We start from the raw sequence: 13338 nt of genomic DNA, 5'->3' as shown, positions 1-13338 counted from the left end.
GACTGAACAACCGCTTCGCGAGCAGGCTCACTCCCGCAGGTAAACAGACAACGAAAAGAACCAAGCCAAGCGGAGCACACGTGATGCAAAAGCCTCAACCCAATTTCTACAACCTGGCCTGGCGCTGGCATTTCTATGCCGGGCTGTTCGTCGCGCCGTTCATGGTGATGCTGGCCCTGACCGGGATCATTTATCTGTTCAAACCGCAGCTCGATTCGCTGATGTACAGCAGCCTGCTCGAAGTGCCGGCCGGGCACCACACGGTGCCGGCCGATGACTTGCTGCAACGGGTGAAAAGCGCTTACCCACAAGGCCAGGTCACTCAGTATCTGCCGCCGTTGAATGCTGAGCGCAGCGCGCAATTCGTGGTGAAGAACGCCGGTCATGAACTCAACGTGTTCGTCGATCCGTACCACGGTGAGATCCTCGGCGAGCAGGATGCCAAGCAGAACCTGCAAGCCATCGCCCGTGCGATCCACGGCGAATTGATGATCGGCACAGTCGGCGATCGCCTGATCGAAATGGCCGCTGGCTGGGGCGTGGTGCTGGTGGTCTCGGGGCTGTTCCTGTGGTGGCCGCGTGGTCAGGCGGCGGGCATTCTATGGCCGCGTTTGAACAGCCGCGGTCGAGTGTTGTGGCGCGATCTGCATGCCGTCACCGGTTTCTGGGGCGCGACATTGCTGTTGGTGATGTTGCTCAGTGGCATGACCTGGACCGGTTTCTGGGGCAAGCAATACGCGCAGGTGTGGAACGTGTTTCCGGCAGCGATGTGGGACAACGTGCCGACCTCCGACATCGAGGCACGCAGCCTCAACAGCGCCACCCGCCAGACCGTGCCATGGGCGATGGAAAATACGCCGATGCCGATGTCCGGCGACCACGCCGAACACATGAATCACGGCAATGCCCATGCCGGCCCCGCAGCACCCGCGATCAGCCTGCAGGACGTGCAGAACATCGCCAGTGAACGCAAGGTTGAACCCGGCTACAGCATCACCCTGCCGACCACCGCCACCGGCGTGTTCACCATTGCCGTGTTCGCTGATGACCCGCGCAACGACGCCACCCTGCACGTCGATCAGTACACCGGCAAGGTCCTCGCCGATGTCCGCTTCGAGCACTACGGCACCGTCGCGCGCGCCACGGAAATCGGCGTGATGCTGCACGAAGGCAAGATGTTCGGCACCTTCAACCAGATTGTCGTGCTGCTGATCTGCCTGATGATTCTGCTCAGCGCCGTCAGCGGCGTGGTGATCTGGTGGAAGCGTCGGCCTGAAGGCAAATTCGGTGTGCCGCCGCTGCGCCATGACCTGCCGAAGTGGAAAACCGGCGTGGCGATCATGCTGGTGCTGGCGGTGGTGTTTCCACTGGTGGGGGCGTCGCTGGTGGTGGTCTGGTTGCTCGACCGGTTTCTCGTGCCCCGACTTGGCCAGCGTGCCGCGCAGGTGCAGCGTTGATGGGACGGGCGCGGGCCGTTGCGGCGGCCCACGCCTGTTCATTCATTTCACTTACAACTCGTCGCGCAAGCGCACGGTTCCGGGTGTCGGGGTCTGCTGACGACGGCTTCGCCAGGTAGTGTTCATGCGGCCGGTCTGGCGCCAGTAATAACCGCCGATCAGCACCCGAAACTCACCCAGCGCCATAAGCCGCGAAAGAAACTCTCCAGGGCTCAGCCGGCTGATCCAGCGTCCGCCCTCGAAAGTGGCTGAGCGGGTCAGCAACAGATCTCTTTCCGCCCTTGAATACACAGGTGTGTACTTGAGCAGCACATCGTGCGGCGTTGAATAGTAGTAGTGCAGGATATGCAGGCCTTTTTCCGTGGGTGCATGGGTGTGCGCATGCACCAGCGAAGGCGCAGCGTAATTGGCATAGACCTGATCCACGTCCGCCGCCAGCGTGGTGTTGCCCGAGACATGCAATTGATGGGTGGCCATCACCGAGTAACCCTCGGGATAACGCGGCGCCGGATCGCGCCAACTGACAGCCGGATCCGCGACGGTACGCAGTATGCGCAACAGCGGATTGTCCTCGTTGGCGAGGTACACGATCGGCTCAAGCGGAACGAAGCGACGGCTGGACGGGTTCGCCAGAATCGCACTCTCATAACCGGTGCCTATTACCGCCTGGCCGGCTACCCGCCCATGAACATGGCAGGCGGCATCATCGGGATGATGAAAGACAGGTCCCAGCGCTGGCGCCGGATGCTCGCGCCAGCGTTGCTCACTGGACACCTCGGTCAGCCGTGGCTGCCAGTGTTCATCCACCTGACCATGCCGCGACCAGTATTCACTCGTTTCAATTACCTCAAGTCGGCCGGCATGAGCCATCCGTTGGACATAGTCGAAAAATCTGAACGTACCGCTGGCAATGCCCCGCTCATCGACCGCCGCTTCCACCTTCGACACAAAGGCATTGGGGCGCAGTTGCACTTGCCCGAACTCATCGTAGAAAGTGCCGGGCTCGAATGCATGCAGTTGCAATTTCAACAACGCGCCATCGGCGCAGGAGAAGTAGATCGGCCGGTACCCCTGAGGCGTGTTGGCCCATGCGCAGGCTGCCTGGACATCGTTGGGCAGCAGAAAAAAGTGCCGCATATCGTCCGCCCGCGCGCCCAGCGGTGGCAGCGCTGCTCGCAAGTAAATGGCGCTCAGACTGAAGCCTGGCGGCAGCTTGCCCTGCTCGAACACTCGATCCAGCGCCAACCCCGAACGCTGCACCGCGACTGGCAGAGTGGACACGAACAGCCCCTCCGGGCCGTTCAAAACGTAGCCGAAGGTCTGCGTATCCCTGCTCAACGACAGTTGATGAGCGTAACGCGCGGCAGCGTCTGCCTGGATGAACAGCGGGCTGCCGACCGGGCTGCTCAACGCCTTGTCATAATCTGCGGCCGGCAACAGATCCCCGGAGTATGGTGCCCACTGGATAATCTGGCGCGGTTGCCCCCAGATCGCGCTTGCGGCGACCACCCACAGACGTCCGGCCCTGGCCAGATCGTTCACCCATTCGACGGGTTTCAATTGCCGATCGCGCAAGCGCTGTCTTATCGCTTTTGCATCGACGACGGACAGCCGCTCGCCCTGATCAAGCAGTTGCGAAAGCAGTTCGGCTTGCGGCCGATAGCCAATCACCGCGCCATCCGGACAGAACAGGTACTCATCCCGTGGGGCGGGTGTATAGCGAACCAGCGAACCGTCCGCCGCCACCCGGTATTCCTCTTTGATGCCGCGTTTGTTGAACGCCGACTCCAGCACCTCGACCGAAAACACGTTCTGGTACACCTGCTTTTGCACAGGCGCCAAGACCAACGACACCTCTTGGGCGACGCGCGAGCGGTACCGCGCCACGATGCGACAACCCGCAGGAAACAATCCGGCGGCGCGACTTTCCTCAGGGCAGATATCGGTGAAATCGAAATCCTCATGGCTGACTTCAACAGGCACTGTGGCAACGTAGCGCTTGTCGACCGTCTCCAGAATCAGCCCGCCATGCACTCGGTCGGTCACCAGAGGCACGAGTGTCCTGGCGTGGACGGCCGCGTCGTCAGCTGTCTGAAAAACCGGACCGAGCCTGCGCCGTTCGAGATTTGCGTACGGTTGCCAGGTGACATTGATCTGCCCCGTCCGGTCCCAGCACAGACCGGTGCGCATGACGGAGAGCTCGCCGCTGCTGGCGACCTCATGGATAAAGTCGGTCGGTAGACGGTTGCCAGCGGCCAGATCGCTTTTGATCTGTTCAAGCGTGCGCTGGGACGAGGCGTCATGAAACAGCTTGCTGGACTTGCTCCACACATATTTGAGCAACGCACCATCGCGCACTGCGAGATAAAGCGCTGCGGGAACGTCCGGCACCATGACCGGGCGCCGGCCACCGTAATACATCGAGGCTGTCAGGTGGTCCGGCGAAATGAAGTAATGCGCCAGCCAGTCATCCGGACTTTTCGTCGGATCACCGGCACGTTGCGATGCGTAGAAATTGCCGTGCAGTTCAAAGCCCTCGGGCAACGCATGCCAGGGCTCAGAGGGCAGGTCGGCGAATACCGCATCGAGCCTGAAAAGATTTTTGCCTTGATCACTGACGGGCACCAGCTCGGTAGCCACATACTCTGGCCGGCTCTTGTGCCTGAGAATGAAGCCGAAGTACGCGCGCGTTTCGCCCTGTGGACGAAAGTCCCCCATGCATCGGTCCCGTGCAGCCTCATCCGCCGAGGGGAAAATCGCGCCGAATGCCACACCTTCCATGCGTTTCCAGGGCAACGGCAACGTCAGCGGCGGCAACGGTATTTGCGGCTGCGGGAGTGGCGTGGGTTTGGGCAGGATCGGCTTGTCTCTGTCCGGCTGGGGATACAGAAGCGGCGGCAGTTGCACCACCGGCAACTGCGGCACGGGCAAAGGCGCGGGCGTGGTGCGCAGCGACCAGGCGGGCGGCACCCGCCCGCGATAGCCCCACAGTTCATTATCGATCAGAACCGTTAAACGTCCGGCCGCTGCCTGTTCACGAATGAAGTCCTGCGGGCGTTTACGGCCGCTGTCCAGTTCCAGCGCCAGGGCGCCCGGATGCTGGCGCGTGCCCAGGCGCCGGACCAGTTCTGTGGAGACCGCTGATCCGTTGACTTCATACCTGACGAGACTGTCCGGCGCCGCGCTGACATACAAGGCAATCTCGTCGAGCAGGACTTGCCTGACCTCCGCCACACTCAACATCTGCAAGCTCACAGCCGCTTCCTGATACGCCCAGCCAAAAAGCTCTGCATCCACCGGCAAAAGTTGTGACAGCGCCGTGTGTGAGACGTAACGGGCGTGCAGCGCATGGTCGTCGGGAAAGACCGGACGCCCATGATTGTCCATCGGATAAAGCCTGCCCTGACTGAGCGTGTCGATATCTCCCGGCAACGGTTCGGTCACCACGAAGCGCTTGTCGCTGCGCTGAAAAACATACCCGGCGTACGGTTTGTCACGGCGCAGGCCGGCGAGTTCATGGGCATGGCGCACGGCATCATCGGCGCACAGAAAAGCGCCGCTCAATCGCGGCCAGGGGAAGTTCGCGAAGGGTTGCCATTGCAGATCCACCGGCCCCAGATGCGCCCACAGCGCACTGCCGCGCACGACCTCCAGGGTCCCGGCCAGTACCAGCATCGAGACAAATGCGCGGGTATCCAGTGTGCCGGCCAACAGCCTTGCCTGCACTCCATTGTCACCGACCGTGCCGTCCGACTGCGTAACGCTCAGTGCCGCTTCGATCGAATCGCCGCTGAAGCGGTACTTCAACATCGCATGATCCTGCGCCCGCATGTACAGCGACAACGCATGTCCCGCTTTCGCCAGATGTTTGCTGCGGGCATTCGCTTCGATAGCGACGGCGATCTCCCGGGGCGTGAAGAAGTTCTCGTAGAGCCACGGCTGAGCGGGTGGAAACTGCGCAGGGTCGGGCCGCGAGGCGAAGTAGAAGCCCTCCAGCAAATACCCCCTCGGCAGCTGCAATTGCCCTTGGGCATCAACCGGAAATATTCGCTCAGGATCCCATGCAGCCAGTCCGGCCGGGCGCGCATGGGTGGCGACATACTCCTCGCCAATCAATTTTTTCAATATCAGGCCCGTCGTCTGTGCGCCTCTGGATTTCAAGGCGGCAAGCACGGCGCGTTCGGCATTGACGCATACCCGGGTCATCAGCGGCAGTTCGGTGACCACACCCGTAGAGAACGACGCGCCGGCCTTCCAGTCCGCAGGTACGCGCCCCACCGAGTAGCCCCAGTCGGCATTCGAAACAATGACTTTGAGTTCACCCACGGTCGCCAGCTTGTTGATCACCGCCATCACGTCATAGGCCCCCGCCGGATGGCCCGACGGCCCGCCGGACTGCTGCCAGAGGAAGTAGTCGCGTTCCTCGGGCGAGCCGCTCGAGATGTATTTGAGCAAGCTGCCATCCGGGCCTGAAAGGTAAGCGCTGCGGAAAAAATCCCGCGCCGACACATCGCCAATGAAATCGCCGCCTGAATAGAAGCTCATGAACAGCCTGAGCAGGGTTTCATCCTGACGCCGATTGCCATTGCGGAACTCGGCATGGATCGGCGGATGGCTGTGTACGCTGGCGATACATCGGTAGCCCAAGGGATGGAGCATGCCGCCAAGGGCATCGGTCTGCACAATCGTGCCGAAGTCGAAGCGCGTGGCTTCACCTGCGATGGGAGAGGTGGCGAGGAATTTCCCGTCCGGTCGCAGCAGGACCACGCTGCCGTACTCTTTGTCCGGGTTGAGTGGAATTCGTGTGTGCACCCAATAGGCGGCGTCTTCTTCAGTCAGAAAAGCCGGGCTCAGTGGGGGCAGCTTGAACGTTGCTGAAGAACTTGCGGTACGACCGGATCGGCCTGAGACATGACTCATAAAAACCTGCGCTGAGAATCGGATGAGCAACTGAGTGTGGCCCTTCGGTTTTCTCGAGCTGTGGTACAGGGTTATCGCTTTTGTATCCGCATCTGAGTGCCAGCGGGCGCCCCAATCTGGCGCAACTCGACGCACCATCGCCCGCCTGCCGTCCCCTCCTGGTGCACGCATTCAGCGCGCAAGCGCTCTGGCACGACATTTTCTTGCCTGAACGCGACCGGGCACAGCCTTTGCAAAACACAGCTTCAGTCGTCCGCATCTGCCAACCAGAAAAAATCGAATGTTCATGGAGATCGCACAATGAAGCGTCGCAGTTTGATCAAGGCTTTCACACTCACGGCATCCATTGCCGCGATGGGCATGACCTGGACTGTCCAGGCCGCCGAGACCATCAAGGTCGGGATTCTGCATTCGTTGTCCGGGACCATGGCGATCTCCGAAACATCGCTCAAGGACATGGCACTGATGACCATCGACGAGATCAACGCCAAGGGCGGTGTGAACGGCAAGATGCTCGAGCCGGTGGTGGTCGATCCCGCTTCCAACTGGCCGCTGTTCGCTGAAAAGGGCCGACAGCTGCTGACCCAGGACAAGGTCGCGGTGGTGTTCGGTTGCTGGACGTCGGTGTCGCGCAAATCGGTACTGCCGGTGTTCGAAGAGCTCAACGGTCTGCTGTTCTACCCGGTGCAGTACGAAGGCGAAGAGATGTCGCCGAACGTCTTCTACACCGGCGCCGCGCCGAACCAGCAAGCGATCCCCGCCGTTGAATACCTGATGAGCGAAGAAGGCGGCAGCGCCAAGCGCTACTTCCTGCTCGGCACCGACTACGTCTACCCGCGCACCACCAACAAGATCCTGCGCGCGTTCCTGCATTCCAAAGGCGTGGCCGACAAGGACATCGAAGAGGTCTACACGCCGTTCGGTCACAGCGATTACCAGACCATCGTTGCCAACATCAAAAAATTCTCCGCCGGCGGCAAGACTGCGGTCATCTCCACCGTCAACGGCGACTCCAACGTGCCGTTCTATAAAGAGCTGGCCAACCAGGGCCTGAAAGCCACCGACGTACCGGTGGTGGCGTTCTCGGTCGGCGAAGAAGAACTGCGCGGCATCGACACCAAACCGCTGGTGGGCAACCTCGCGGCGTGGAACTACTTCGAGTCGGTGGAGAATCCTGCGAACAAGAAATTCGTCGCGGACTGGAAAGCCTATGCGAAGAAACACAACCTGCCGGGCGCCGATAAAGCCGTGACCAACGACCCGATGGAAGCCACCTACGTCGGTATCCACATGTGGGCGCAGGCGGTCGAGAAAGCCAAATCCACTGACGTCGACAAGGTTCGTGAAGCACTGGCCGGGCAGACCTTTGCTGCGCCGTCCGGTTACACGTTGACCATGGACAAGACCAATCACCACCTGCACAAGCCCGTGATGATCGGCGAAATCCAGAGCGACGGGCAGTTCAACGTCGTGTGGCAGACCGAAGGCCCGATCCGCGCGCAACCATGGAGCCCGTTCATTCAGGGCAACGACAAGAAGCCGGATTATGCGGTGAAGAGCAACTGAGGCGAATTCAGTTTTTGAGGCGAGCATGAGACTTCCCCCTCACCCCAGCCCTCTCCCTCAGGGAGAGGGGGAAAGGGAGCCGATCTTCATGCTCTTCAGACCCTGAGTTCGACTCGAGTTCGCAGGTCGCAGCACATCGTCCAGACACCTCGGTCAGTCCCCTCTCCCTCCGGGAGAGGGTCAGGGTGAGGGGGCGGTTGAACAGGACACCACTAATGCCCACTGCCATACACCGCGTACTTCTCGCCATCGCACTGTTGCTGCCACTCCTGGCCCACGCCGGCGACGCCGAAGACTTCGTCGCGGCCAATCCGATGCAACAGGCCAAACTGCTGGAAGCCTGGGCCGCGCAGCCCGATCCGGCGCGTATCGAATTGCTCAACGCCCTGCAACAAGGCGAGCTGACGATCGACGGCCAAGCGAAAACCCTGCGCCTGAACAATCGCCTGCGGGGTCTGATCGACACCGCAATGGCCAGCCATCAATTGCTCGCCGCTGACAGCAAGATCCGTCTGGGCGCCGCGCAGCAATTGCAGAAAAGCGCGAAACCCGCGCAGCTGAAATTTCTCGACCGGCAGCTCGCTGGGGAAAAAGATCAAAGCGTGCATGCCGCCCTGAGCCTGGCGCTGGCCAATCTGCAACTGGTCGACAGCGACCCGGCGGTGCGCCTCGCGGCGGTACGTCTGCTCGGTGAAACCGGCGACCCGCTGGCACGCACACGCCTCGAAGGCCTGCTCGAGCCCGGCGTGGAAAGCGATGCCGGCGTGCGCACCGCCGCCGAAACCAGCCTCGCTCAGGTCAAGCGCAAGCTGCTGATCGGCGAAGTGCTCGGCCAGGCCTTCAGCGGCATGTCGCTGGGCTCGATTCTGCTGCTCGCGGCCCTCGGCCTGGCGATCACCTTCGGCCTGCTCGGGGTGATCAACATGGCGCACGGCGAGATGCTGATGCTCGGCGCCTACTCGACCTACGTGGTGCAGTTGATGTTCCAGCGTTACGCGCCGCAAGCCATCGAGTTTTATCCGCTGATCGCGCTGCCGGTAGCGTTTTTCGTCACCGCCGCCATCGGCATGGCCCTGGAGCGCACAGTCATCCGCCACCTTTACGGTCGGCCACTGGAAACCCTGCTCGCGACCTGGGGCATCAGCCTGATGCTGATCCAGCTCGTACGGTTGGTGTTCGGCGCGCAGAACGTAGAAGTAGCAAATCCGGCATGGCTGTCCGGCGGCATTCAAGTGCTGCCCAATCTGGTGCTGCCGTACAACCGCATCGTCATCATCGCTTTCGCATTGTTCGTGGTGGTGCTGACCTGGCTGCTGCTGAACAAGACCCGCCTCGGCCTCAACGTCCGCGCCGTCACTCAGAACCGCAACATGGCCGCCTGCTGCGGCGTGCCGACCGGGCGCGTCGACATGCTCGCCTTTGGTCTCGGCTCGGGCATCGCCGGACTGGGAGGCGTGGCGCTGAGCCAGATCGGCAACGTCGGTCCCGACCTTGGCCAGAGCTACATCATCGACTCGTTCCTGGTGGTGGTGCTCGGCGGCGTCGGCCAACTGGCCGGTAGCGTGCTCGCCGCATTTGGCTTAGGGATCGCCAACAAGATTCTCGAACCGCAGATCGGTGCGGTGCTCGGCAAGATCCTGATCCTCGCGCTGATCATTCTGTTCATTCAGAAACGTCCGCAAGGCCTCTTCGCACTGAAAGGACGGGTGATCGACTGATGAACCAGCCTCTGTTAGTCACGGCCACACAAAAGGCCGGGCCGAAAGTCACGCTCGCGGTCGGCGGGGTGATCCTCGCGCTGCTGATCGTTCTGCCGCTGCTCTCGTTGTTGTCGCCGGACAATGCCCTGCACGTCTCGGCCTACACGCTGACCCTGGTCGGCAAAATCCTCTGCTACGCCATCGTCGCTCTGGCGCTGGATCTGGTCTGGGGCTATGCCGGCCTGCTGTCGCTGGGCCACGGCCTGTTCTTCGCCCTCGGCGGGTACGCGATGGGCATGTACCTGATGCGTCAGGCCGCCGGCGATGGCTTGCCAGCGTTCATGACTTTCCTGTCGTGGAGCGAATTGCCGTGGTACTGGACCGGCACCAGCAGCTTCCTCTGGGCCATGTGTCTGGTGGTGCTGGCGCCGGGGTTGCTGGCGCTGGTGTTCGGCTTCTTCGCCTTCCGTTCGCGGATCAAAGGCGTGTATTTCTCGATCATGACCCAGGCCCTGACCTTCGCCGGCATGCTCCTGTTTTTCCGCAACGAGACCGGTTTCGGAGGCAATAACGGCTTCACCAATTTCCGCACGATCCTCGGTTTCGGCATCACCGAACCGGGCACTCGCGCGGTGCTGTTTCTGGCCACGGTGTTGCTGCTGGTGGCGAGCCTGTTCATCGGCTGGCGTCTGGCGCAAAGCAAGTTCGGTCGGGTGCTGACGGCGTTGCGTGATGCGGAAAACCGTTTGATGTTCTGCGGCTACGACCCGCGCGGTTTCAAGCTGTTCGTCTGGGTGCTGAGTGCGGTGCTGTGCGGTCTCGCCGGAGCGCTGTACGTGCCGCAGGTCGGCATCATCAACCCCAGCGAAATGTCGCCGACCAACTCGATCGAAGCGGCGGTGTGGGTCGCCCTTGGCGGGCGCGGCACGCTGATCGGGCCGCTGCTCGGCGCCGGCGTGGTCAACGGCATGAAGAGCTGGTTTACCGTGGCCTTCCCGGAATACTGGCTGTTCTTCCTCGGTGCGCTGTTCATCGTCGTGACGTTGTACCTGCCCAAGGGCGTGATCGGTCTGCTGAAGAAACGAGGTGAACAATGAGAGTCACAGCGAGTGCTGAATTCATGCTGGAGCCGGCGTTTTTCCCCGTGGAACCGAACAAGGACGAAGGCACCAGCCGCGACTCGATCGGCCTCGGTCAGCGCGTCGGCCCGGGCCTCGATACGCGTCACGGCACGATCCTCACCCTGGAGGACATCAGCGTCAGCTTCGACGGCTTCCGTGCGTTGAACAATCTCAACCTGTACATCGGCGTCGGCGAACTGCGCTGCATCATCGGCCCCAACGGTGCGGGCAAGACCACGCTGATGGACGTGATCACCGGCAAGACCCGGCCCAGTCACGGCAAGGCCTGGTTCGGCGAAACCCTGGACCTGACGCAGATGAGCGAAGTGCAGATTGCCCAGTCCGGCATCGGCCGCAAGTTTCAGAAACCGACGGTGTTCGAAGCCTTGAGCGTGTTCGAAAACCTGGAGCTGGCGCAGAAGACCAACAAGTCGGTGTGGGCCAGTTTGCGTGCACGCCTGAGCGGCGAACAGAAGGATCGCATCAGCGAAGTGCTCGAGACGATTCGTCTGACCACCTCGGTCAATCGCCAGGCCGGCCTACTGTCCCACGGCCAGAAGCAGTTTCTCGAGATCGGCATGTTGCTGATGCAGGACCCACAACTGCTCCTGCTCGACGAACCGGTGGCGGGCATGACCGACGCCGAAACCGAGTTCACCGCCGAGCTGTTCAAATCGCTGGCGGGCAAGCATTCGTTGATGGTGGTCGAGCACGACATGGGTTTCGTCGGCTCGATTGCCGACCACGTCACGGTGCTGCATCAGGGCAGCGTTCTGGCGGAAGGCTCGCTTGAGCAAGTGCAGGAAAACGAGCGCGTGATCGAGGTCTACCTCGGCCGCTGAAGACCTAGATCGTTCCCACGCTCTGCGTGGGAATGCCGCCATGGACGCTCTGCGTCCGCCGTTATGTGACGCGGAGCGTCACGGGATGCGTTCCCACGCAGAGCGTGGGAACGATCACCGGGGGAGAATTCGAACATGCTGCAAGTCGACAAGCTGCATCAGTACTACGGCGGTAGCCACATCCTGCGCGGCCTCAGCTTCGACGTGAAAGTCGGCGAAGTCACGTGCCTGCTCGGGCGTAACGGCGTGGGCAAGACCACCCTGCTCAAATGCCTGATGGGCCTGCTGCCGGCCAAGGAAGGCGCGGTGAACTGGGAAGGCAAACCGATCACCACGTTCAAACCGCATCAGCGCGTGCATGCTGGTATCGCCTACGTGCCGCAGGGCCGTGAGATCTTCGGGCGCCTGACGGTAGAAGAAAATCTGCTGATGGGCCTGTCGCGTTTTCCAGGCTCAGAAGCCAAAGAAGTCCCGGGTTTCATCTACGAATTGTTCCCGGTGCTGCTACAAATGAAGCAGCGCCGTGGCGGTGATCTGTCCGGCGGTCAGCAACAGCAACTGGCAATCGGCCGGGCGCTGGCCAGCCGCCCGCGCCTGCTGATTCTTGATGAGCCGACCGAAGGCATTCAACCGTCGGTGATCAAGGAAATCGGCGCGGTGATCAAGCAGCTCGCGGCGCGCGGTGACATGGCGATTCTGCTGGTCGAGCAGTTCTACGACTTTGCTGCAGAACTGGCCGATCAATACCTGGTGATGTCGCGGGGCGAGATCGTTCAGCAGGGTCGCGGTGAAAATATGGAGGCCGAGGGTGTACGCGGGCTGGTCACGATCTAACGCGCCGGTCTAATCTGTAGCTTCCTAACGATAATCACAAACCATGAATTCGATTGTTGCACCTGCCCTGTTTACTCCGAGCTGGCACGCCGAGCTGGAACTGGCGTACGCGCGTTTCGGCGATTGCACGCGTCCGGTCATGCGCCGTCACCTCGGCCCGCTGCGCGTGCAAAAGCATCTGTACGCCGAAGGCCCCGAGGTCTGCCAGCACATCATCGTCCATCCGCCGGGCGGAATTGCCGGTGGTGATCGGCTAGACATCAAGGCCCGCATCGAACACAACGCCTGGGCACAGATCACCAGCCCCGGCGCCGCCAAGTGGTATCGCGCGGGCGGGCCGGCTTATCAGCAGCTCGACTTGCAAGTCGCTGCCGGCGCGACTCTGGAATGGCTGCCGCAGGAAACCATCGTCTACAGCGCCGCGCAAGCCGAGTTGACCACAACGATCGAGCTTGAAGGCGATGCGCGGCTGTTCTACTGGGACGTGGTGGCGCTGGGCCGCCCGGCCAGCGGCGAGCGTTTTGACCTCGGGCATTTTCAGGCGCACCTGGACATCCGCCGCGACGGTCGGTTGCTCTGGCACGAACGGCAGCGCATTGTCGGCAACGATGGTTTGCTCGACTCGCCAATCGGGCTGGATGGGCAACCGGTGTTCGCGACGATGCTGGTGACCGGTGAGATAGACGCCGAGCTGCTGGAGCGTTGCCGCTCGCTGGGGCATGGGGTACGCGGGGATCTGACGCAATTGCCGGGACTGCTGGTGGCTCGTTGCCTGGCCAGTGAGGCGTTGCTCGCCCGCGCCTGGCTCATCGATTTGTGGCGATTGCTCAGACCTGCGCTGCTGGGGCGCGAAGCTATCGCGCCAAGAATATGGAGCACCTGAAACCCCGACCCTCAC

At 61.7% G+C, this 13338-nt stretch carries 8 protein-coding genes; 7 read left to right on the top strand and 1 reads right to left on the bottom strand.

Annotated elements, in window-relative coordinates:
- Positions 1-83: 83 nt before the first annotated feature.
- On the top strand, positions 84-1457 hold the full coding sequence (locus tag NF676_RS03645) for a PepSY-associated TM helix domain-containing protein (protein WP_252887245.1): 1374 nt from the start codon (positions 84-86) through the stop codon (positions 1455-1457).
- 51 nt (positions 1458-1508) lie between these two features.
- On the opposite strand, the gene NF676_RS03640 is transcribed toward NF676_RS03645, so the two are convergent.
- Complete coding sequence (locus NF676_RS03640) at positions 1509-6548, bottom strand: DUF4329 domain-containing protein (RefSeq protein ID WP_252887244.1); 5040 nt, start codon at positions 6546-6548, stop codon at positions 1509-1511.
- 129 nt (positions 6549-6677) lie between these two features.
- Here NF676_RS03640 and urtA point away from each other — a divergent pair, with 129 nt between their 5' ends.
- The 6 genes from urtA (at position 6678) to NF676_RS03610 (ending at position 13323) form a co-directional block, all read left to right on the top strand.
- The gene (gene urtA, locus NF676_RS03635) at positions 6678-7943 is read left to right on the top strand and encodes an urea ABC transporter substrate-binding protein (RefSeq protein WP_056787644.1); all 1266 of its coding nucleotides are present in this window, start codon (positions 6678-6680) and stop codon (positions 7941-7943) included.
- Positions 7944-8158: 215 nt separating this feature from the next.
- The gene (gene urtB / locus NF676_RS03630; protein ID WP_056787641.1) at positions 8159-9661 is read left to right on the top strand and encodes an urea ABC transporter permease subunit UrtB; all 1503 of its coding nucleotides are present in this window, start codon (positions 8159-8161) and stop codon (positions 9659-9661) included.
- Positions 9661-10740: an urea ABC transporter permease subunit UrtC gene (gene urtC / locus NF676_RS03625; RefSeq protein WP_056787639.1), complete on the top strand. Its 1080-nt coding sequence runs from the start codon at positions 9661-9663 to the stop codon at positions 10738-10740. The genes urtB and urtC overlap by 1 nt, the downstream gene beginning before the upstream one ends.
- Positions 10737-11606: an urea ABC transporter ATP-binding protein UrtD gene (gene urtD, locus NF676_RS03620; protein ID WP_431078302.1), complete on the top strand. Its 870-nt coding sequence runs from the start codon at positions 10737-10739 to the stop codon at positions 11604-11606. Before urtC ends, urtD begins: the two co-directional genes overlap by 4 nt.
- A gap of 135 nt (positions 11607-11741) precedes the next feature.
- On the top strand, positions 11742-12440 hold the full coding sequence (gene urtE / locus NF676_RS03615) for an urea ABC transporter ATP-binding subunit UrtE (protein WP_016771889.1): 699 nt from the start codon (positions 11742-11744) through the stop codon (positions 12438-12440).
- Positions 12441-12483: 43 nt separating this feature from the next.
- Positions 12484-13323, top strand: a complete 840-nt coding sequence (locus NF676_RS03610) for an urease accessory protein UreD (protein WP_252887243.1) — start codon at positions 12484-12486, stop codon at positions 13321-13323.
- The last annotated feature ends 15 nt before the right edge of the window (positions 13324-13338 follow it).

It is taken from the genome of Pseudomonas siliginis, assembly GCF_024072275.1.
Taxonomy (GTDB): Bacteria; Pseudomonadota; Gammaproteobacteria; order Pseudomonadales; family Pseudomonadaceae; genus Aquipseudomonas; species Aquipseudomonas siliginis.
This window is presented reverse-complemented; position numbering and strand designations above follow the sequence as displayed.